Origin of the sequence: Collinsella aerofaciens, assembly GCF_039836695.1 — a bacterium.
GTDB classification, from domain to species: Bacteria; Actinomycetota; Coriobacteriia; order Coriobacteriales; family Coriobacteriaceae; genus Collinsella; species Collinsella aerofaciens_BD.
The window spans coordinates 22,092-44,085 of sequence record NZ_JBDPAC010000008.1; the positions used below are offsets into that span (position 1 = coordinate 22,092).

Annotated in this window: 19 protein-coding genes and 1 other RNA gene; 2 read left to right on the plus strand and 18 right to left on the minus strand. The window is 60.2% G+C overall.

Translation table 11 applies throughout. The annotated features are described in order from the left end of the window. Window positions 1-131 precede the first annotated feature (131 nt). The 7 genes from nagB to ssrA form a co-directional block, all read right to left on the minus strand. Window positions 132-860, minus strand: a complete 729-nt coding sequence (gene nagB / locus ABG996_RS05285) for a glucosamine-6-phosphate deaminase (RefSeq protein WP_195443890.1) — start codon at window positions 858-860, stop codon at window positions 132-134. 271 nt (window positions 861-1,131) lie between these two features. Next, window positions 1,132-1,599 carry a PTS sugar transporter subunit IIA gene (locus tag ABG996_RS05290; RefSeq protein ID WP_306421699.1) on the minus strand — a complete coding sequence of 156 codons (468 nt, stop codon included), beginning with the start codon at window positions 1,597-1,599 and terminating at the stop codon, window positions 1,132-1,134. 101 nt (window positions 1,600-1,700) lie between these two features. Next, window positions 1,701-3,038 carry a phosphoglucosamine mutase gene (gene glmM, locus ABG996_RS05295; protein WP_006234694.1) on the minus strand — a complete coding sequence of 446 codons (1,338 nt, stop codon included), beginning with the start codon at window positions 3,036-3,038 and terminating at the stop codon, window positions 1,701-1,703. A 123-nt stretch (window positions 3,039-3,161) separates the two neighbouring features. Further along, window positions 3,162-3,557 carry a 30S ribosomal protein S9 gene (gene rpsI, locus ABG996_RS05300; protein WP_022094634.1) on the minus strand — a complete coding sequence of 132 codons (396 nt, stop codon included), beginning with the start codon at window positions 3,555-3,557 and terminating at the stop codon, window positions 3,162-3,164. 2 nt (window positions 3,558-3,559) lie between these two features. After that, entirely contained in the window at window positions 3,560-4,003 is a 444-nt protein-coding gene (gene rplM, locus ABG996_RS05305) for a 50S ribosomal protein L13 (protein WP_022094635.1), read from the minus strand. 193 nt (window positions 4,004-4,196) lie between these two features. Continuing rightward, window positions 4,197-5,075, minus strand: coding sequence for a patatin-like phospholipase family protein (locus ABG996_RS05310; RefSeq protein WP_347478132.1), 879 nt, complete (start codon window positions 5,073-5,075; stop codon window positions 4,197-4,199). Window positions 5,076-5,788: 713 nt separating this feature from the next. Next, window positions 5,789-6,152, minus strand: a transfer-messenger RNA (tmRNA) gene (gene ssrA / locus ABG996_RS05315). A gap of 237 nt (window positions 6,153-6,389) precedes the next feature. Between ssrA and ABG996_RS05320 the strand changes: the two genes are divergently transcribed. After that, complete coding sequence (locus ABG996_RS05320; RefSeq protein ID WP_347478131.1) at window positions 6,390-6,824, plus strand: hypothetical protein; 435 nt, start codon at window positions 6,390-6,392, stop codon at window positions 6,822-6,824. A 60-nt stretch (window positions 6,825-6,884) separates the two neighbouring features. Here ABG996_RS05320 and ABG996_RS05325 read toward each other — a convergent pair whose 3' ends face one another. The 6 genes from ABG996_RS05325 to ABG996_RS05350 all read right to left on the minus strand — a co-directional run bounded on the left by ABG996_RS05325 (window position 6,885) and on the right by ABG996_RS05350 (window position 14,001). Continuing rightward, window positions 6,885-7,400, minus strand: coding sequence for a type II toxin-antitoxin system VapC family toxin (locus ABG996_RS05325; RefSeq protein WP_347478130.1), 516 nt, complete (start codon window positions 7,398-7,400; stop codon window positions 6,885-6,887). After that, complete coding sequence (locus ABG996_RS05330) at window positions 7,397-7,750, minus strand: hypothetical protein (RefSeq protein WP_347478129.1); 354 nt, start codon at window positions 7,748-7,750, stop codon at window positions 7,397-7,399. Before ABG996_RS05330 ends, ABG996_RS05325 begins: the two co-directional genes overlap by 4 nt. A gap of 139 nt (window positions 7,751-7,889) precedes the next feature. Continuing rightward, window positions 7,890-9,905, minus strand: coding sequence for a heavy metal translocating P-type ATPase (locus tag ABG996_RS05335; protein WP_347478128.1), 2,016 nt, complete (start codon window positions 9,903-9,905; stop codon window positions 7,890-7,892). 78 nt (window positions 9,906-9,983) lie between these two features. Continuing rightward, complete coding sequence (locus ABG996_RS05340; RefSeq protein WP_055250999.1) at window positions 9,984-10,229, minus strand: DUF6110 family protein; 246 nt, start codon at window positions 10,227-10,229, stop codon at window positions 9,984-9,986. Between the two features lie 187 nt (window positions 10,230-10,416). Beyond that, complete coding sequence (locus tag ABG996_RS05345) at window positions 10,417-12,174, minus strand: ABC transporter ATP-binding protein (protein WP_347478127.1); 1,758 nt, start codon at window positions 12,172-12,174, stop codon at window positions 10,417-10,419. Then, window positions 12,175-14,001 (minus strand): ABC transporter ATP-binding protein, encoded by a 1,827-nt coding sequence (locus ABG996_RS05350; RefSeq protein WP_347478126.1) that lies wholly within the window; start codon window positions 13,999-14,001, stop codon window positions 12,175-12,177. It lies immediately after the preceding gene. A 114-nt stretch (window positions 14,002-14,115) separates the two neighbouring features. Between ABG996_RS05350 and ABG996_RS05355 the strand changes: the two genes are divergently transcribed. Next, window positions 14,116-15,120 (plus strand): helix-turn-helix domain-containing protein, encoded by a 1,005-nt coding sequence (locus ABG996_RS05355; RefSeq protein ID WP_347478125.1) that lies wholly within the window; start codon window positions 14,116-14,118, stop codon window positions 15,118-15,120. Window positions 15,121-15,184: 64 nt separating this feature from the next. On the opposite strand, the gene ABG996_RS05360 is transcribed toward ABG996_RS05355, so the two are convergent. The 5 genes from ABG996_RS05360 to ABG996_RS05380 form a co-directional block, all read right to left on the minus strand. Further along, window positions 15,185-16,549 carry an ATP-binding protein gene (locus tag ABG996_RS05360; RefSeq protein WP_271737686.1) on the minus strand — a complete coding sequence of 455 codons (1,365 nt, stop codon included), beginning with the start codon at window positions 16,547-16,549 and terminating at the stop codon, window positions 15,185-15,187. Window positions 16,550-16,937: 388 nt separating this feature from the next. Continuing rightward, on the minus strand, window positions 16,938-18,614 hold the full coding sequence (gatB, locus tag ABG996_RS05365; protein ID WP_347478124.1) for an Asp-tRNA(Asn)/Glu-tRNA(Gln) amidotransferase subunit GatB: 1,677 nt from the start codon (window positions 18,612-18,614) through the stop codon (window positions 16,938-16,940). Beyond that, complete coding sequence (gene gatA / locus ABG996_RS05370; RefSeq protein ID WP_347478123.1) at window positions 18,614-20,128, minus strand: Asp-tRNA(Asn)/Glu-tRNA(Gln) amidotransferase subunit GatA; 1,515 nt, start codon at window positions 20,126-20,128, stop codon at window positions 18,614-18,616. Before gatA ends, gatB begins: the two co-directional genes overlap by 1 nt. After that, on the minus strand, window positions 20,128-20,439 hold the full coding sequence (gatC, locus tag ABG996_RS05375) for an Asp-tRNA(Asn)/Glu-tRNA(Gln) amidotransferase subunit GatC (protein ID WP_055287082.1): 312 nt from the start codon (window positions 20,437-20,439) through the stop codon (window positions 20,128-20,130). Before gatC ends, gatA begins: the two co-directional genes overlap by 1 nt. A 327-nt stretch (window positions 20,440-20,766) precedes the next feature. Beyond that, a complete protein-coding gene (locus tag ABG996_RS05380) occupies window positions 20,767-21,684 on the minus strand; it encodes a class C sortase (RefSeq protein ID WP_195543875.1) in 918 nt (305 codons plus the stop codon). Between the last annotated feature and the right edge of the window lie 310 nt (window positions 21,685-21,994).

Consider the following 21,994-nt stretch of genomic DNA (forward strand, 5'->3'; position numbering starts at 1 on the left):
CAAACTGTTGGGCGTCCGGCATTCGTCAAGCTTGCGGCAAGTTTTTGGTCAAGTGGGCGGAAAGGGATAGCAAAAAGGCCCCCGCAAAGCGGAGGCCTTAGGCAAGGCTATGTCGAGCTGCAGGATTCGCGCTACTCGCAGAGCGAAAGGGCGGCCTCGTCGGCAACGACAACGCAGTTGGTGTGCAGCTGCAGGATCGAAGCCGGGCACTCGGGCGTAACCGGACCATAGCACATGTCATGCACGGCCTGAGCCTTGGCCTCGCCGTTGGCGACGACCAGGATCATGCGGGCATACATGATGGTCTGGGTGCCCATGGTGTAGGCCTGACGGGGAACATCGTCGATGCTGTCGAACAGGCGGCTGTTGGCCTGAATGGTGCTCTCGGTGAGGTCGACACAGTGCGTGCCCTTGGAGAAGTGGTCATCGGGCTCGTTGAAGCCGATGTGGCCGTTGTTGCCAATGCCGAGCAGCTGCAGATCCGGGTAACCGGCGTCGGCGACAATCTTGTCGTACTCAGAGCAGGCAGCGGCGGCGTCGGGGTTGGAACCGTCGGGCACATGCGTGTTGTTCAGGTCGATGTTGATGTGATCGAAGAAGTTCTCACGCATGAAGTAGTGATAGCTCTGGGGATCGTCGTGCGAAAGGCCGCGATACTCGTCCAGGTTGTAGGTGCTGACCTCGGCAAAGTCGACGTCGCCCTTCTTGTACCAAGCAGCGAGCTGCTTGTAGGCACCGATCGGGGTGGAGCCGGTGGCAAGGCCCAGCACACAGTCGGGCTTGAGGATAACCTGGGCCGAGATGATATTAGCGGCCTTGCGGCTCATATCCTCGTAGTCTTTAGCTTTAATGATCTTCATTACGCGTCCTTTCTCGTACAAGAGAGGCAAGGCTCCCTTACAAGCACTTGCCCGCGGCCCGCGTCGGCCGCAACCAACGTGTGCGGCCACCAGGGCGAGGTCGCGTAATGTATGTGTCTCGTGTCTAGCCGCGTCGAGGCCCCTGCCCGTCCACGGTGACCCAAAGCCTTTTAGCTTCGGACAAATCCCATCTTGCCACTGAGGGCGTCCTCTTTCAAGGGCGCCCTCCGTAAACGTGTTTGAATTGTAGACTAATGGCCACGTGCACTTGCTAGCGCTCGCGAGCAACGATGAGCTGGTCCATCTCTTCGACATGCACGCCAACGGAGCCCTTGATGCTCGAGAACTCAACGGAGTTGCACACCAAGATGGGAACCGTCACATCGTAGCCCTCGGCAGCAATTGCCTCGCGATCGAACTCAATGAGTACATCGCCCTTATGGACGATGTCACCCACTTGCGCATGTACGGTAAAGTGCTTGCCCTCGAGCTGAACGGTATCCAAACCAACGTGGATGAGCACGTCTAAGCCATCGACCGTGTTAAGCGCAACGGCGTGTCCCGTGGGAAAAATGGCCTCGACCTTGGCATCAGCCGGTGCAATCACACGCGTTCCGGTGGGCTGAATCGCCACGCCCTGGCCCAAAAGGCCGGTGGCAAACGTCTGATCGTTTACCTCGGAGAGCGGAATGACGTCACCCGAGATGGGAGCATCCAACGTAAGGACTCGACCACGCATACCAAAAGACCTTAGGACTTTAGTGAACATGCTCCCCCTCGGACATACCGATCAACCAAAATAACCTTAACAGTTTACCACTTGGCACCCGTTTTTGACCATTAGGGAAGTTCGCGCTTGACAACCTCGACGATGTCGTCGACAACGCGCTGGGTCAGCTCGTGCGTCTCGGCCTCGGCCATCACGCGGACCAGCGGCTCGGTGCCACTCGGACGCACCAGAATGCGGCCGCGGCCGTCAAGCTCCTTCTCGGCAGCAGCGACGGCATCCCAGATGGGCTGGCAATCGTCCAGACCAGCCTTGTTGTCGGAATGCACGTTGACGAGTACCTGCGGGTACTTCTTCATGATGCCGGCAAGATCGGTGAGGGTACGACCGGTGCGCTTGAGCACGGCCAGAAGCTGCAGAGCCGTCACCAAGCCGTCGCCGGTGGTGTTGTGCTCCAGGAAAATGATGTGACCGGACTGCTCGCCGCCGATGACGGCACCGTCCGCGAGCATGCGCTCCAGAACGTAGCGGTCGCCCACGGCGGTCTGGACCATCTCGAAGCCCTGCTCCTTCATAGCGATGGAGAAGCCCAGGTTGCACATGACGGTCGAGACGATCTCGGAGTTGGCGAGCTTGCCGCGAGCGGCGAGGTCAGAACCGCAGATAGCCAGGATGTAGTCACCGTCGATCTCATTGCCCTCGCTGTCCACAAAGAGCACACGGTCGGCGTCGCCGTCGTGGGCCAGACCGATGTCAGCGTGGGTGCGCAGCACGAGCTCGCGCAGGGGCTCAAGGTGCGTAGAGCCGCACTCAACGTTAATGTCGGTGCCGCAGTAATCGGTGTTGATGGCATGGACCGTGGCACCCAGGCGCTGCAGCGCGGCGGGCGTAGTCTGGCAAGAAGCACCGTGACCGCAGTCGACGGCAACGACCAGGCCATCGAGCCTCAGGCCATCAAGCGTATCGATGGCATGATCGACATATGCCTTGCGGGCATCCTTCATCTTGATGATGTGGCCCACGCCAGCACCGGTCGGCAGCGTGTCGGCAGCCATGGCTTCCTCGGACATGACCCAGGCGCTGATCTCTTCCTCGACAGCATCGGGAAGCTTCATGCCCTTGCGGCTAAAGAACTTGATGCCGTTGAACTCCGGCGGATTGTGCGAAGCGGAGATGACGATGCCGCCATCGAGCTCGTTTTGAACAGTGAGCAGCGCCACGGCGGGCGTGGGGATAACGCCGCAGCAATGAGGACGGCCGCCCTCGGCCATAATGCCGGCGGTCAGAGCGCTCTCGAGCATGGTGCCCGAAAGGCGCGTGTCACGGCCGATGCAGATATCCGGACCAAGGAACTTGGTCGCCGCTCGGCCCAGGCGAAACGCGAGGTCGCACGAAAGATCGGCATTGGCGACGCCACGGACGCCGTCGGTACCGAAGATGTTCTGGGGCATAGGATCGCTCCTTCCCTAGCAGGCGATATGCAACCGCCCACCCTAGTCGAAAAAGAAAAGCGGGACCCGCCGAGGAATCGGCAGGCCCCGCTTGTACATTGTATCTCGAAAGGAGATAAAACCTTAGCGCTTGGAGAACTGGGGAGCGCGGCGGGCCTTCTTGAGGCCGTACTTCTTGCGCTCGACCACGCGAGCATCGCGCGTAAGGAAACCGGCCTTCTTGAGGTCAGCACGGTAGTCGCCAGCGTTCAGAAGAGCGCGAGCGATGCCCAGGCGCAGAGCGCCGGACTGACCGGAGATGCCGCCGCCATCGCACAGAGCGATAACGTCGAACTGACCGGCGGTGTCGGTCACCTTGAAGGGAGCAAGGGCGTTCTCAACGAGCTGATGACGGCCGAAATACTGCTCGGCGTCACGCTTGTTGATGGTCACCTTGCCGGTGCCGGGGACGAGACGGACGCGGGCGACGGCGTTCTTACGACGGCCGGTACCCTGGTAGACAACGGTGTTCTCAGCCATCTTTAAGCCTCCAGCTCAATCTTCGTGGGGTTCTGGGCAGCGTGCGGATGCTCGGCACCAGCGTAGACCTTAAGCTTGGTCATCTGGGCACGGCCGAGGGTGGTCTTGGGCAGCATGCCGCGAACGGCGCGCTCGATGACCTTCTCCGGGTGCTTCTCCATAGCCTGGCGGAAGCTCTCAGCCTTGAGGCCGCCGTTGTAGCCGCTGTGGCGATAATAGGTCTTCGTGTCGGCCTTGTTACCGGTAAGCTGGACCTTATCGGCGTTGATGACGACAACGAAGTCGCCGCAGTCGCTGTTGGGCGTGAACTGGGGCTTGTTCTTACCGCGCAGGATCATTGCGATCTGGGTGGCAAGACGGCCCAGGACAGCACCATCGGCGTCGACGAGAACCCAGTTGCGCTGGACCTCGCCCTGCTTGGCGTAGTGAGTCGATTTCGAAATCACTTAGACTCCTCCATGTACAGTACGTGTTGTTACAGAGATTCACGGGGCTCTGCAAGTAACCCGTCCATATTACCCCGCTCGCCGTACGAGTCAACAGGTATTTTGGCTCCGACCAGAGTTTCTGCACATGTCATCCACGAGCCGTGATTTTTCCAGCTCTTTAGCTGTTTTCATTTTTGAGGGTTCACCGTCGCTAGCGCTCAACGAACTCTTGGATTTCCGCGAGCAGGCGCTTTGCCTCCTGGCGGCCCTGAATATACAGGTCCAAAAGCTTTGCCGAATCGTGCTCGACATGACCGACCTCGACCGGCTTTTGCGGAGCGACGACCAACGCGCGGCCCTCGCGCTCATACTTCCACAGATGCATGCGCTGGATGTTATAGCGGTCGTGGCGCGTCTCGATAGCCTCGAGCAGATAGGGGTAGTCGGCATAGCGGGCACGCGCGGCCGGCATAAACTCGTAGGGCTTTTTCTCGTACGAGCGGTCCTGCGTGACGATGACGACCGCGCGATCGAAGCCCGCCTCCTCGAGCACATGCTCGATGGGGACCGAATCGGCCACGCCGCCGTCGACGTATTTGTGCCCGTCAATCTCGACCGGCGGCGTCACCAGCGGCAGCGAGGTCGAGGCACGCACGGCGTCGAGGTCGAGCACGGCGCTTTTGACCGGGAGGTACGTGGCGGTTCCAAAGAGCATGTCCGTCGCGACGGCGTACATCTCGATGGGGCTCGCGTCGAACGTCTCGTTGTCAAAGGGATCCAGGCGGTCCTGGACATCGTTGAAGATAAAGTCGTAACCCACAATAGAGCCCGTGGACGCAAACGATGCGGCGCCCATGAAGCGGCTGTCGCTGCAGAAAGCCAGGTTGATGCGATTGGCACGGCCGATCTGGTGCGACTTGTAGTTCACGCCGTTGAGGGCGCCGGCCGATACGCCATATACCGCCGGAATCTCGACGCCAGCCTCCATGAGAACGTCGAGCACGCCCGCGGTAAACTGCCCGCGGAAGCTGCCGCCCTCCAAAACGAGCGCGACCTTGCCGGCGTTCTTTGCCTTATCTTCTGCAGTCATATTGACCTCCTGCGATTGCGTTTTGGCCTTCTTCTACCCAGTTTTGGGATGGAGGGCGCATAGGTTTTGGAGTTGAGAAGGGCGTGGCGGTTAACCAACCCCAGAGCATGAGTTGCCGCCGGGAAAGCGCGTCCCAGTCTGAGGGGCGATTCTGTGATGAATTTTCCGCTAGCCATTCATTTGGAAACTGCATCCCATTCCGAACGAGGATTCCGGGATGTACTTTCCGCTTGAGCTGCCATTGGGAAAGCATGTCTCACTCTACGGCTCGATTCCGGGTCGCAGTTTCCGCTTGAGGCGCCATCCGGAAACTAGGTCCCAGTCTGAGCGCGGATTCCGGGACGTGCTTTCCGCCTGGGCTGCCATCGGGAAAGCGCGTCCCACTCTGCGTCACTGAGGCGTTTTCTTTACGCCCGCACCCTGCACAGAGTTCGATTCTCCGCGGTTTGGAGGATCCGTTGATGGGTTGAGGCCAGGGCAAGACGCCCGGTCGGCATCGCATCTATATCTGGCTGAAGCATTGCGCGGAGAATCCGCGTATTTGCTTCGCAAATACGCACCGGCTTCGGCCGCCTGTCGGCGTCCTCGCCCGCGGGCTAAAAACGCTTACGCGTTTTCTTTACGCCCGCGCCCTGCTCAGAGTTCGATTCTCCGCGGTACGGACTAGAAATAAAAAGGCAGGTAGATATAAGTATCTACCTGCCTGTTACTTATGGTGGAGGCGCGGAGAATCGAACTCCGGTCCACGAAAGCCCCCTGATTGGCATCTCCAAGCTCAGTCGCTGGTTTAGTCTCGGACGCTTTGCGCGCAGCGACACGCTCGCGGCGTCCTAACCGGTTCGGTCTTAGCCTGCGCCATACCGATTACGTGCGCAGGAGCATTCCCCTAACATGACGTCGCGCCGGTGTCGGGGAAATCACCGGGTTGACGCGCCGCTATAAATTAAGCAGCGAGAGCCATAGGCTCAAAAGAAGAGTTGTTGTCAATTCAATTTGACGGTACCCCTGTTTAACGAGGCGAGGAGACCTCGGCTTGCTTCCTCTCTCAGAGCTATCGTGTCGAAACCAGTCGCCCCCGAATGTCGGGAAAGTCTGGATGGCATTGGGCACGAGTACCCAACACCCGTCGACTTTTCAAGGAACATGCGGAGCAAGCTCCGCTTGTGGAGTGTTATCTTATCACGTTCTGAAAGCGGACAGCTGTTCTATGCACGAGCTGTGAAGACCCCAATGTGCGCCGCACTTCGCACTTTTGCTACCGATCGCGTCACGTATATTTTCGCCAAGCAAAATTGAACCGTCGAAAGGACCGTTATGGATACCAAGCAGCAACTCGTCAATGCCCTCGCAGGCCTGGGCTCAACCATTACCGAAGCTATGAATGTCATCGAAGGCTTTGTCCCCTGCGGACATCCCGCCCTCACGGTATCGAACGCCCTTGTTGCGCTGGACGCTGACGATGATGCAGCTCTCACCCAGCAGCTTGAGACCGTCGAGGGCTTTATCGACCACGTGAGTGAGAACCGCGGCGTGGCCGCCTACCACGGCGTCGAGGTCGAGCTCGCGGGTCCCAAAGCCGATCTGCTCGCAGCAATCCGCGAGGTAGGCGCCCTTATGCAGACCGCAGGCGTCAAGAACACCCAAGTCAACGAGTGGGTCTACCGCAGCCTGGCAGCACTAAACGATTCCGACGAAAAGGCAGCCGAGCAGCTCGCAGAAAGTCCCGCCATTAAGGCAGCGCTTTTGTAATTAAAGGATGCGTGGCCTTCTGAGCGCCGACGTTCCGAAGGCCACGCAGACAGCCAGGCGCTATCGGGACACCCGCCCACCACGCTCGGCCAAAGCAAGAATCGGCATCATTTGACGAGGTGTCTTTGCTGCAAGATCGGCATGTTCGAGCAGCTTACGATCGTTAGTTACCAAGTAATCAACCTGGGCGCGTTTGCATGCGGCGAGTACCAAGTTGTCCTCGTAATCGCGATGGAGCGTCAGATATTTGTCGGCTAGCCACAGATCGGATGCATCAGCGCCCACGGCCATAGCGTTTTCGGTCATATTCCGAACAAACGCCAACGTCGCATCGCCAATTGCACGGGCAGACGCCTCGTCGAGCACTCCCCCGCTGGCAAGAACGCTACGCTTCAGCTCGTGTTGGACAACGTACAGCACGTCCTTGACGATATGCACCGGAAAGAACAGCAACGCCCCCGTCTCCGTCGCCTGCCCAATAAACGCACGCGCGGCAAGCGACTCGGCATGGTCGACGCAAAACGAATCAACCCATACGTTGGCGTCCACCATGATCTTGAGAGGCGCCCCACTCACTGGATCATCCCCTTTTGGCGATAGCGCTCGTCCATGGCTTCGGAATAGATTGCGTCCCAATCGCGATCGTCGGACACGGACGACGTAGCGATGCCCAGGTCCGCGTAAAGCTGATCCGCCGCCGCCCATGATGCGGCGAACGGAGTATCGTGCGCGACGGTCTGCTGCCGGTCGTCGACGGCCGCAAGCACTTCCTCGCACTGCCCGCCACCCTGCGCGACCTTGGCCACCACCTTTTTGATGAGCTCGGGCAGTGATCTGCCCGAAAGCCGCAACGCTTCCTCGGCGCGCTCTTTAACCGAGCGATCTACGCGAACATTCACCTGCGCCATGCTGCCAACGGTAGCCATCTCAACCTCACCTTCAGCATTTGCTAGCAGTGCTAGCACGAGCATATATCCGAGTTAACATCTCGTCAAACAAAAGAAAGCCTGCACCCTGGCGGCTGCGGTGCCGCCCGAATGCAGACCATATACTCAATCGAAAACGCTAACGGAGGTACGCCTTCGCGTTGCCCAAGCTGTAGGCGATCGTTGAGCCGTTGTGCAGCAGTGACGACGTCTGCGGAGTGATCATGCCGGTAATGCCCAATGCCAACAGCGCCGAGTTGGTGAGCATCACCTTAGAGTAGGAGCTCGTCAGACGATCAATGAGGCCCTGGCTCATGCGGCGCAGGCGCACGATCGCGGCGAGATCCGTGTCGGTCAAGATGATGTCGGCGACCTCCTTGGCGATGTCGCTTCCGCCGCCCATGGCCAGACCCACATCGGCCAGGCCCAGCGCCGGCGAATCGTTGACGCCGTCGCCCACCATGGCAACGTGGCGCCCCTCGCCCTTAATGCGCTCAACATACGCGTACTTGTCCTCGGGCAGCAGCTCGGCCTTAAACTCGTCGACACCTGCCTCGCGAGCAATGCGCTCGGCCGTGCGCTCCGAGTCGCCCGTGAGCATGACCACGTGCTTAACGCCCAACGCGTACAAGTCGGCGATGGCCTCGCGGACCCCGGCCTTGAGCGGGTCCTCGATACCGAGCACGCCCACAACGGTGCCGTCAACCGCCAGATACAGCGGCGACAGGCCCTGCATCTGGAGCTCGATGCGCTCCTTGATGTCAGATTCGAGCCGTGCGCCCTCGTCCTCAAACACAAAGTGTGCCGAGCCGATAATCGCGCGACGCCCTTCAATGGACGAAGCGATGCCGTGCGCCACGATGTACTCGACCGCAGCGTGACGCTCGCGGTGCTCGAGCCCGCGCTCGCGTGCCGCATTGACCACGGCGCGTGCCACCGGATGCGGGAAATGCTCCTCTAAGCAGGCGGAAAGGCGCAGAACCTCGTCCTCGCTCCAGCCATCGGTGGTGAGCACGCAGGCAAGACGCGGCTGCGCCTCGGTGAGCGTACCGGTCTTATCAAACACAATGGTGTCAGCCTTGGCAAACGACTCAAAGTACTTCGCGCCCTTCACCATCACCCCCATCTTGGCAGCATCGCTCATAGCGGTCATGACGGCAACGGAACCCGTGAGCTTGAGTGCGCACGAGTAGTCGACCATCAGTGCCGCTGAGGTCTTGATGAGGCTGCGGGTGGTAAGCGCAACAAGGCCCGCGAGCAGGAAGTTCCACGGGACGATCTTGTTGGCGAGGTCTTCCATGTGCGACTGGCCCTCGGACTTGAGCGAGTCGGCCGCCTGCACGAGCGAGACGATCGAGCGGAGCTTGGTCTGAGCCGTGTTGGCGCGCACGCGCACCAAGATGCTGCCGTCTTCCACGACGGTTCCGGCGAACACGTCGTCGCCTGCGCTGCGCTCGACGGCAAGCGGCTCGCCGGTCAGGGTCGCCTGGTTGACCATGGCTCTTCCCTGCTCGACGACGCCGTCAATGCAGATGGACATGCCGGTGCGCACGGCCACCAAGTCACCGGGCTCAAGCTCGGTCGCGGCAACGCTTACCTCGGTGTCGCCGACGACCTTTTGCGCCTTGTCGGGCACATCGAGCAGCGAGTTGATGAGCTCGTTTTCGCTCATGGCGCGCGTGTAGTCCTCGAGCAGTTCGCCCACGTTGAGCAGGAACATCGTCTGCCCCGCGGTGTCGACATCACGTTTGACGAACGAAATGCCGATGGCCGACGCGTCAAGCACAGGAACGGTCAGGCGCGGCTGCGCGAGCTCACGGAGGGCGGCGCGCAAAAAGGTCATGTAACCGGCTACGACAAACACCGCACGCAGGGGCGTGGGCAAAAACCATCGGCGCGCATAGTGGGCGCCGATGAGTGTGACAAGATCCATAACGAGCTTGTGCTTGCGTGGCTCAAGCTGCATCACGTAACCCGTCTTTGCGTCGGCAATGGCCTGGGCGTCGAGTGCGCCCAGAGCATCGAGCACGCCTGCACGACGCTGCTCGTCATATTCGAGCGCCATCTGGCCGATGCGGCCGTAGACGCGCACCTTGCGCACGCCATCGATTTCGCCACTGAGCTTTAGAAGCGCATCGAGATCGCTCTCTGGCACAGGACCCGCCAACTGGAGGCGGGTCCTGCCGGGGATCTCGCTGATAATCGAGAATCTCATAGTTTGTGCCTGGGAGTGCTACTCGGCTGCCTCGTCAGCAGCGGCCTCGCTCTGGGTGATGTAGGCAGCCTCGGCAACCATGTCGTCGACATTAGCCTTGGCCTGCTCGACCATGTCCTGATAGCCGTTCTTGATGCGCATGCCGCACGCGATACCCTGCACGCAGGCATTCTTTACCGGAGCGCTGGTAAGCAGCTTGATGCCGGCCGTGCCAAGCAGAAAACCGCCACCGACAAGCAGGGTATTGAACGTCGACTTCTTCATGTTGCTTCTCCCTTTTGCCGCATTGGACGCGGCACGGTGCCTCAGCACTCGAGTAAACAAGTTTGCTCGAGCACACTTTTGGAAAATAGTTTAGTTTATCTAACTATCAAGTTCAACAAAGGTTAACTTTTTGGAAACTATGGGGGTGAACTCAATATGGCAAAGGGGCAGTCCCTTTGTCACATTCCTACAGCTGCCAGTCCGCCGCCTCCTTTTGCAGCGCAACCATGCGGGCGAATTCTCCACCTGCCGCCTTGAGCTGCGCCGGAGTGCCCTGCTCGGCAACCACTCCATTCTTGAGCACAACGATTTTGTCGGCATTTTCCACCGTACGCATGCGGTGCGCAATCACGATAACCGTCTTACCTGCAAGCAGACGGGAGAGTGCCTGCTGTACCACGGTTTCGTTCTCTACATCCAAGCTTGCCGTTGCCTCGTCCAACAGCACGATGGGCGCGTCTTTGAGCAGCGCGCGGGCGATAGAGATGCGCTGGCGCTCGCCGCCGGACAGCTTGGAGCCGTTCTCTCCGATCATGGTGTCGTAGCCCTGCGGCATGCGGCTCACAAACTCGTCGCAGTTGGCGGCACGTGCGGCCGCAAGCACTTCCTCATCGGTGGCATCACGACGCCCGAGGCGGATGTTTCCCATAACCGTGTCGTCAAAGAGCAGCACGTCTTGGAACACAATGGCGTAGTCGCGCAGGAGCACCTCGGGATCGACGCTCGCAACATCCACACCGCCCACGGTAACCTTGCCCGCAGTGGCATCCCAAAAGCGCGCGGCCAGGCGGCTCACCGTAGACTTACCGGAACCCGAAGGACCGACCAGTGCCGTAACTTCGCCTTCCTTGGCGGTAAAGCTCACATCGGTAAGAACTTTCTCGCCGGCGCGGCCGTCCTCGCCCGCACCATAGCCAAATGCCACGTGATCGAACACCACATCGTGGCCCGCGGGCTCAAATTTCTCGCTGCCCCGCGCCACAGGCTCTTCCATGATGGAACGCATGCGCTTGGCAGACGACTCGGCGGCAAACAGCTCGGCCATTAACATTAACGCCTGGTCAAAGGGCGCATAGATACGGCTCACCATAAGCAGGAAGGCAAACATCACCAAAAAGTCGACCTGCCCGGAGGCGACCACCGCGGCGCCTGTAACCAGCGTGGTGGCAATGCCCAGACGCAGGATGACAAAGGCGGAGTTGACCAAAAGCCCGTTAGCGAGCTCGCTCTTGGTGGTCTCGCGCTCCTCGGCATCGATCACGGCGTTGAGCCCCTCAAGATAATGGGCCTCCTGGTTGGTGGCGCGGATCTCGCGAACGCAGTCGAGCGTCTCTTGAATAGCCTCGGTAACCTTGACCTTCTCGGCACGCACGCGATCGAACACCGGAGCCATGGGGCCGCGTGTTAGATACAGCACCGCAAAGGCCACGGGAACGCTCCAAAACGCCGCGATCGCCAGCTGCCAGCAAAAGAACAGCGACCCCACGAACACAATGGCGCTTGCGATGATGGCGCCCCAAAGCTCTCCCAGCACGTGGCTGTAGGCGTGCTCCATGGCCTGGACGTCGCCCATGATGGTCTCGGTTAAATCGGCCAGATCACGACGACCAAAAAACGACAGCGGCAGTTTGCGCAAGCGCTCGGCAATCTCCATACGCTGCTTGCCGCACTCCTCGTAAAAGATGCAGTAGGTGTAGTAATACTGCTGCCAGTTAGAGGCAAAGAGTAACACGAAAAAGACCAGGAGGCCGCCCACGATCGGCAGGGCATCCGGCAGGTCAGCCCCGCTGGCGAGATGCTCGACAAAGCCAGCCATAACCAGGAATAAAAAGCCCATGCCGGCCATGGTAATGAGATTAGTGAGCGTGGTCCAGAAAATGCCGCGTTTTACGCCGGCGACGCCTTTATCGGATAGGAAATATTTCTTTTGGAATGAGGCGAACATTTAGGCCTCGCCTCCCTTCGTGACGGCGGCATCCGCGGTCGCTGCAGTGATTTTCCAGCTCGCGGCCTGTTCGTATTCGGCCCACATCTTGGCGTACAGACCCTCTTTGGACAGCAACTCGGCATGGGTACCCAACTCCTGCACGCTGCCCTGGTTGAGCACCACGATTTGGTCTGCGCCCACTACAGTCGAGAGTCGGTGCGCAATCATAATGACCGTGCGACCCGCCGCCAGCTTGCTAAAGGCGCGCTGGATGAGCGCCTCGTTCTCGGGATCGGCAAACGCCGTGGCCTCATCGAGCACCACGATAGGCGCGTCTTTAAGGATCGCGCGGGCGAGTGCCACGCGCTGAACCTCGCCACCCGAAAGATATGCTCCCCCGGCACCGAGCATGGTATTGATGCCCTGGGGGAGCTTGGCCACAATGTCGTCGCACTGAGCTGCGGAGAGGGCCGCACGCACTTCGTCGTCAGTGGCCGTAGGCTTGGAGGCGCGCACGTTATCGGCAAGTGTTTGCCGGAACAGCTGGTTGGTCTGGAACACGAAGGCAACCTGGTCCATAAGCTCGTGCGGATCCATATCGCGAACGTCCACACCGCCTACGAGCACTCGACCCGAGGAGACATCCCAAAAACGCGGGATCAGGCTTGCGCAGGTTGACTTGCCGCCACCCGAGGGACCCACCAGGGCGAGGGTGCTACCAGCGGGAACGCTGAAACTCACATGGCTAACGGCAGGTGCTTCGGCACCCTCGTACGTAAAGCTCACGTCCTCAAATCGCACGTCGCCGCCGACAGGATGCTTGGGTTGGGCGGGCACGGAGAGCTGCTTGGAATCCATGACGCTTCGAATACGAGCCAGCGAATCGGCACTCATCTGAGAGGCCTCGCCCACAAACATGAGCTTGGTCATGGCCGTCGGCACCACGGCCGAAAATATCGCGTAAAACGTGAAGTTGGCCATAAAATGCGCGAAGTCCGTCTCGCCCGGCGCCAACAGCAACGCCACGGGCAACAGGAATGCCACAAGACCATTGAGCGCGGTAAGGTTGAGTACCTGCGGACCTCGACAGAACGTGCCCGAATAGCTTTGTGCCGTGTCGGCGTATTCGGCGATCGCATCGTGGAAAGCCTTAAAGGAGTAGACCGTCTGCTGAAACACCTTGACCACGGGAATACCGCGTACGTATTCGGTGCCCGTCTTGTTCATTTTGACTAGTTCATCCATGTAGGCCTTCATAAACTCGCCGCCCTTGCCGCCCATCATGGCGGCCATGGCGCCAAACGAAATGGCCACCGAGATGAGGCATGCCGCGCCCAAGCGCCAATCGAGGGCGAAAAGCAGCACGAGCAAGCCCACGACCATGGCGACGGCGCCTGCGATATCGGGCAGCATGTGTGCGAGCAAAGTCTCGGTGGAGGCGGCGCACCCGTCTACAATGCGGCGCAGCTCGCCGGTGGCATGCGTGTCGAAGTAGCCGAGCGGCAGCTTAAGCAGGTGCTCGCTCGTAGTCTTGCGGATATTGGACGCGCAGCGAAACGCGGACAGATGCGTGCACATGAGCCCCACGAAATAAGCTACGATGCTTGCCAGCGCAAACCCCACGGCCCACCAACCGTACATCGCGATGTTAGTGGCTTCGCTCCAGTTGGGCGCCACGGCGATCAGGTCGCGCGCGACAAGCCAAATGCACACGTACGGGCCAAAGCTCAGCAGCTGCGAGAGCGCCGAGAGCGCCATGCCCAAATACGTTAGGAATTTGCGGTCGCCGGCATACGCGAGCAGCTCGCCGATGCCTCCACCTTCCCTTTTTGATTCCTTTGCCATGAGATTCCTTTCTAACGGCTTGAGAGTTAACCGTAATGAACTTATCATTGCTGTGTTAGCCATGGCTCACAATCAAGCCAGGCGTGGACGTTTCTGCAAAGGAAAGGAACGCTTTTGCAAATACGGCGGGCAGCGACCGACATAACCGAGCTCTACGCACCGCAATTTGAGCAGTTTGGCCTGGAGCTTACCGGCAAGGGCGCCGTCTTTACCGGCGAGGTGGCAAACGACCGGGCGCACGGCCGCGCATGGATTATGCCTCTCTCCCCTGCCTGCATCGTCATGGAGCATTTCATCACCCCGACGCACGATATGTACCTGGCCGAATACACACCCGAGCCATACGCCTGCGTGAGCGAAGTCAGCGCGCCCACACTTACATGCATGCCCGAGGCTGGCATAACGCCCGCGAACCTCAAACCATTGCATGGACCGTGGCCAAACAATGCCGTTTGCAGCTTTATCCAAGATAGCTGTGGCGAAGAATTAAGCCCGCTGTTTGCGGGGGAGCTTTATCACTCGCGCTCGGTGCTCTTTTTGCCTGGATATTTTGACGAACTGGAGCACCGCTATCCCACCGAGTTCGCGGGAATCTTTGAGGCGTTTGCCGAGCCATGGCACGAGGAAGCGACGTCTGCCATCTGCCACACGCTGCGCCGGATTAACGAGGACCGCGCCCGCACCGTAGGCGGACACGTCTATATGCAGGGCATCGTGGAGACCATGGTCGCGGAGCTCGCCTGTTCGTGCGCGGCCCACAAGCAGGCGCGGCAGGCGGCAGACACACGCGTCAGCATAACCATTGCCGAAGAAGCAACGGCAATGATTGAGCGCGCGCTCGACAAAGGCAGACATGTGGGTATCAACGAGGTGGCCGAGAGGCTCTACACAAGCCGCTCCAAACTATGCGCCACCTTTAAGGCCCAAACTGGCGAGTCCCTGGGCGCCTACATTCGCAGACGCCGTATGGAGCGAGCACAGGACCTTTTGGCCGATAGCGCGCTCACGATAGCGCAGGTAGCAGAGCGCCTAGGCTACCCTCAGCAGGCCGCCTTCACCCAAGCCTTCAAACAATACACCGGCATGACACCCACGGCTTGGCGAAGCAAGCATCGCTAAGGCCCAGGCTCCCTGGCCGTAACGGAGCGATTAATTAGCCGCCGCCCGTCAGCTCACCCAGGATCTAAACGTCAAGATGTGCACGATCAAGCGCCTTTTTGATAAGAGGGACAGATCGATCAGCCAAATACAACGGAATGTTGAGCACCCCGTCGTCGAGCTTTAGGTTCTTAAGTGAGTAGCGGACCCTCAATGGAGTCGTCTCCGCATGCTTGTCGGCATAGTACTTAAGGCTCTTGGAATGAACGACCTCTCCCGATTTGACCTCGACGGGAACGATTTCGTTTCCGACTTGAATCAAAAAATCGACTTCGTGCTTCGGCTTCTCGTTTGTCCAATAACGCGGAGCAGCATCTAACTGTGAAAGTAATGCCTGAAGCACATAGTTCTCGGCGAACGAACCTTTGAACTCCGAAAATAGCGCATCCGAGATGGCAAAAGCGGACGCATCCAGCCTTGCCATGCGGCGCAGCAAGCCGACATCAAGACAGTAGACCTTAAATGCCTTGAGGTCATCGTACGCAGAGAGCGGCACACCACCGGCAGCATTAAGGCGAACCGCCGTGATGAGCCCAGCATCGGCAAGCCATTCCAGAGCATCCTCGTATTCTCGAGCACGAGCCCCCTCGCGCACCGCACCCCAAACGAACTTTTTGTTCTCGCGCGCCAACTGAGCTGGAATCGAGTTCCATATTTGTGAAAGCTTGGCGAACTGCGCACGGCCACCATGCTTGGCAAAATCGCGCTCGTAGGAATCCAAGAGATCAGACAACACCTTATCGACCTGAACGATATCGCCCGTCTCCACCCACCGGCCAAGAGCCTCTGGCATGCCGCCGCATGCAAAATAACGACGAAGATGCTCGACGAGACGGACATGGAAGAAATCGGGCACTGTCTCGATCTGATCCAGGCCGCCAAGGTATTCGTCGTAGTTTGCAGCGCCCTCGGCTTTCAGAAACTCGGAAAAGCTCATGGGGCGCATCTCCATGAACTCGACCTTTCCCACCGGAAAAGCGCTGGTCTCACGGGACAAGCGAACGCCCAACAAAGACCCTGCGCATGCGACGTGATACTCGGGGGCCTCGTCACAGAAGTATTTAAGGGCGCCGACTGCAGAAGGACAATCCTGGATCTCATCAATAATAAGCAGCGTTTCGCCGGGATCGATAGGCTGTCCAAGTGCCAGGGAAAGATTTGAGATGATCCGTCGAGGATCGCGCGTACCTTCGAAAAACTGAGCGTACTCGCTCTGTACCCCAGGTGACGGCTCCTCGAGCGTCAGATACACAAAATTGAGGTACGAGGTTCGGCCGAACTCCTTAAGCGCCCACGTCTTTCCAACCTGGCGCGCCCCCTTAAGGATAAGCGGCTTACGATATTCTGACGCTTTCCAAGCGTTAAGCTTGGCAATGATATCTCGCTGCATGACCGAACCTCCCGCAAAGAAACTTCCGTAAACGTGATATTTCCCACATTTTACCCTAGTTAAAACGTGACATTTATCACATTTACGGAAGTTTTAAGCTCATTTCTCCACACTTCCATCACATTTATTGCAATGTGACAAAGGGACAGTCCCTTTGTCACCCGCACAAAAATGGACGCGCCAACGGCGCGCCCATTCACTCTATTTATATCAGCCCCACCTGGCCCGAACGGCCGAGTCGTTGCAGAACCCGGGAGCCCCGGCAGGGCGGGTGCTTGCTCAAAATGAGTTCCGCACGCAAAGAAGGCCACTTAATGTGGCCTTCGTCTTGCGCAGGACTGTCCGAAATTGAGAGGCAAGGCCCTGCGCCCGGCCCCTCGGTTCCCGCTTACGAGAGCGACGTTCTCAGCAACTCGTTGAAGAGCTTCGGGTTGCCCTTGCCGCGGCTTGCTTTCATGCACTGGCCCACCAAAAAGCCGATGACCTTCTGGTTGCCGTCGCGATACTGCTGCGCCTGATCGGCACAGTTCGCCAGCACCTCGTCCACGATCGGCTGCAGCGCGCCGGCATCGCTCACCTGACGCATACCGCGCTCGTCGACGATCTTGTTGGGGTCGTCGCCGGTCTGAGCCATGGCCTCAAAGACCTCGTGCGCTTGGTTGGAGCTGATGGCATCGGTCGCCAGCAACTTGGCAAGGGCTGCCACCTGGGCAGGTGCAATACCGGACTCGGTCAGCGAGACGCCCGCGCCCTTAAGATAGGCGATCATCTCGTTGACCAGCAAGTTTGCAACCGTCTGGGCCTCCTTGCCAGCCATGCCGGTAGCGGCAGCCTCAAAGAACTCAGCAAACTCGGGGTCGCCGGCAATCTGCTCGGCATCGGCCGCCTTAATGCCAAAGTCGGTCTCAAAACGGGCACGCTTGGCATCGGGCAGCTCGGGAATCTCGCCACGACAGCGGTCGATGAACTCGTCATCCAGATCAAACGGCGCCAGATCGGGATCGGGGAACAGGCGATAGTCATCGGCCGTCTCCTTCACACGCATGACTACGGTGCGCTTGCGGCTGGGCTCCCAGTGGCGGGTCTCCTGATAGATGATGCCGCCCTCCTCGAGCACCTCGGCCTGGCGGCAGATCTCGTAGGCAAGGCCGTCATGCAGGCTCTTAAACGAGTTGAGGTTCTTGAGCTCGGTCTTGGTGCCCAGCTTGGTCTCGCCGCGGCGGCGCAGCGACACGTTGCCGTCGCAGCGCATGGAGCCCTTCTCCATGGAGCAGTCCGAAATGCCCAGCGTCACAAAAATGCGACGGAGCTTCTCCATAAACAGGCGAGCCTCCTCAGGCGTGCGCAGGTCGGGCTCGGTGACGAGCTCAATCAGCGGCGTGCCGCAGCGGTTGTAGTCGACGAGCGACTCGGCCGCGGCGGTAATGCGGCCCTCGGCACCGCCCACGTGGACCATCTTGGCGGCGTCCTCCTCCATGTGGATGCGCAGGATGCGAATGGGCACCGTGTAGGAACCGTCCTCGCGGCGCTCGGGCATCTGCAGGTTGGACGCATCATAGCTGGCCAGATGACCGGAGCGCTGATTGCCCTCGCGCATGGTCGACGTCATGGACGTGGACAGGCCCTCGGCGTTGGCCGAGGCGCTCGCCAGGCTCTGGGCCTCGGCCTCGCCAAACGCGCAGTCGGGGCGCTCGGCGGCACCGCGACCGGTCACGTCCAGGTCCAGGTGACCGTACATGGCAAAAGCGACCGGACCCTGCGTAGTCTGGAAGTTCTTGGCCATATCGGGATAGAAGTAGTGCTTGCGGTAGAACATCGAGTGGCGCTGAATCTCGCAGTTGGTGGCGAGGCCGGCCTTGACGATGCTCTCGATGGCGCGCTTGTTGGGCACCGGCAGGGCGCCGGGCAGGCCCAGGCACACCGGGCACACGTTGGCGTTGGGCTCGTCATCGTGGCTGAGCTTGCAGTTGCAGAACATCTTGGTATCGAGCGCGGTGAGCTCAGTATGGATCTCCAGGCCGATCACGGCCTCCCAATCCTGCAGGACCTCGGAAAGCTCCTTCATTACAGTTCGCCTCCCTTCCCGGCAAAATCGGGCGCGACGGAAAGCGCGGGCGCACCCGTGGCGGCATCGGCAAAGCCGCGCTCCAGGGCGCGGGCAAACGCGAGCAGCTGACGGTCCTTAAAGGCCGGACCCACCAGCTGGGCAGAAACGGGCAGATGAGTATCCTCGCCCAGGCCCAGCGGCACCGAGATGCCACCGTTGCCGCAAATGTTGAGCGAGATGGTGTACAGGTCGGAGAGATACATCTGCGTGGGGTCGCTGATCTCGCCAAACTTAAAGGCCGTGCGCGGCGAGGCGGGCATGAGGATGGTGTCCACCTTGGCATACGCGGCGTCGTAGTCCCGCGTGATGAGCGTGCGGGCCTTTTGCGCGGCGTAGTAGTACTTGTCGTACACGCCCGAGCTCAGCAGGTAGGCGCCGAGCATCTGACGGCGCTTGGCTTCGGCGCCAAAGCCGTGGGCGCGCGAAAGCGAGCTCTGGTCGGACAGGTTGGCGCAGCCCTCCTCCTGATAGCCGTAGCGAATGCCGTCGAAACGGGCCAGGTTGGAGAACGCCTCCGCCGGGCCGATGACGTAGTAGGCGGCGATGGCGGCGTCCAGGTGCGGCAGGTCGACCTCGACCAGCTCGGCGCCCTGGTTCTGCAGCTCCTGGGCGGCGCGTTGAATAGCGGCCTTGACCTCGGGCGTCAGGCCCTCGGCCTCCATAAACGCAGGGATAATGCCCACGCGCTTGCCCTCGATGCTGTCGTTGAGATGCTCGGTAAAGTCGACGGCGCAATCCTGGCTGGTGCAGTCGTACGGATCGTGGCCCGCGCCGGTAAGCGCGTTCATGGCCAGCGCGACATCCTCGACCGTGCGGCCAAAGGGGCCCACCTGGTCGAGCGACGAGCCAAAGGCAACCACGCCGTAACGGCTCACGGCGCCATACGTGGGCTTAAAGCCCACCACGCCGCACAGCGACGCCGGCTGGCGAATGGAGCCGCCAGTGTCCGAGCCCAGCGAGAGCGCGACCTCGCCCGCGGCGACGGCGGCAGCAGAGCCGCCCGAGGAGCCGCCGGGTACGCGTTCGGTATCCCAGGGGTTGTTAGTGCGGTGGAACGCCGAGCTCTCGGTGGAGCTACCAAAGGCAAACTCGTCCATGTTGGCCTTGCCCATGGGCAGGCAGCCGGCATCGAGCATGCGCTGGACGCAGGTGGCGGTGTAGACGCTCTGGTAGCTCTCGAGCATGCGGGAAGCACAGGTGGTGCGCGTGCCCACGAGGTTCATGTTGTCCTTAATGGCCAGCGGCACGCCCGCGAGCGGGGGCAGCGGCTTTCCGGCGGCACGGTCGGCATCCACGCGCGCGGCGGCCTCGAGCGCAAGCTCGGGCGACACCTGTAGGAATGCCTGGACCCCGCCCTCGCGCGCCTCGATGGCGGCAAGGGAGGCCTGGGCCACTTCGGTAGCGGTAAAGTCGCCGGCGGCAACGCCCGCGGCAATCTGAGCAGCGGTAAGGGAATCGAAGCTCTGTGCCATTACTCGCTCTCCCCCTCTCCCAAAATGGACGGCACGCGGAAGTAGCGGTCGCGCGCGCTGCCGGCGTTTTCGAGCGCGACGTCGAGCGGCAGGTCGCGCTCGGGCTCGCGCAGGTCATCGCCCATCACGTTGGACAGGCTTCCGATAGGATGGAACGTGGGCTCCACGTCGGGTAAGTCATATTGCAAGACGGGCTCGAGCATCTGGACGGCGTCGTTCAGGTAGGACGTCATCTGGGTGAGCTCGTCATCGGTCAGTGCGATCTTTGCGTACTCGGCGATGCCGCGCACGTCTTTCTCGCTGAGTGCCATAGGCGCTCCCTTCCGCATAACAGATAAACCGCTCTAGTATACAAGGCAACGCCGGCTTGGAGCAGGCGCTTTACCCAAATGCAGCGAAAACGTAACGAGGACGGCGGGCTGGCAGGCGGCGTGCTGGCAGTTCTGCAGCGAAACCGCACCGTCCATAGCGAAAACCGCGTCGCCCACAATGAAGACCGTCTCACCCGCAACGAAAAGCATCACAACATTCGATGTTTTTCGTCGAAATCGCGATTTTCATCGAATGTTGTGATGGTTTGGAAGCCCCCGACCACCACAAAGGTGCCTGTCTCCATTGTGATGGTTCTGGAGAATGTCTTATGCCGAGGCCTTGGCCTTGCGGCGCTTGCGGACCGCGTGGATCACGATGTCCAGCAGCAACAGCACAATGGCCACGACCACGATGAGCACGGCAAACTCGCGCTTGCCCCAGTGGCGGCCGGCCAGCGACTTTTGCTTGTCGACGTCCTTCTTGTTGTACTTGGTGCGCACGCAATGCACCAGCAGGCGGTGGTCGTTCACCCCGTAGGGCGTGCAGGTGACGAGCGTCACCTTGTCGGCGCCGGGCTCGATGGTCAGCGACTCCATCTCCTCGGGCAGCACGACCTCGGAGTCCACCATCTTGTAGGCGAGCGTCTTGTTCATGGTGTGCAGCAGCACCAGGTCGCCGGGCTCCAGCGAATGAATGTCGTCGAACATGCTCAGGTTGCGCATGCCCGAGTGCGCGGTGAGCACGCAATGCGTCGAGGTGCCGCCCACCGGCAGGCTCGTGCCCTCCAGGTGGCCGACGCCCGCCATAAGGACCTCTTCGCTCGTGCCGTGGTAGATGGGCATGCTCACGTCGATGGAGGGGATCTCGACCCAGCTCATCATGGGGTCGCGGTCAAAGATGAGCTGCTGGGCGTAGGGCTCGATCTGGTCGGCGGGAAGCTCGGTGGCCTCGCCCGCCAGCTGCTCGTTAAAGGAGCGCGCCTGGAGCAGGATGCGCTCGCGCTCCTCGGCAGACAGCGCGTCAACGGTGCTGGACACCGTGCTGATCTGGTTGAACACGCCCGAGGCTTCGAGCCGGTCCAAGATCCACGGCCAGGTCATAAGACCCACGCCAATAAGGATGATGACGATGGTGATGAGCCGGTCGGCCCAGCGCGGCAGTCGCTTGCGACGGCGCTTAGGTTTTGGTTGAGGTTTGGGCTGAGGGCTTGAGCCGCCGTTGTCCGCGGCGTTATTGCTCTTCATATGTTTGGCGCCCTGCACCATCACCGGTCACTCCTCTACAACTCAAGTTGTCTAAACAAATAATAGCCGATTAGCGAGCTCCCGCGCCGGACAACACAGCTAGACTGCACCGTCCAATCGAGGATAAGCCCGCATTTGAGTTTTCAAAATGTCCCGGATCGGCGGGGCAATTCGGGATACAATGTCAATAGGAAACGACGCACCCCGCGTAAGTGTACGAGAGCGCGGGCGACCAGTTTCCGACGTTGTTAAATGCCCGGGCTCCGAACCCCGGGCATTCTTATTTGCGCTTGTTGCGGCGCAAATGCCT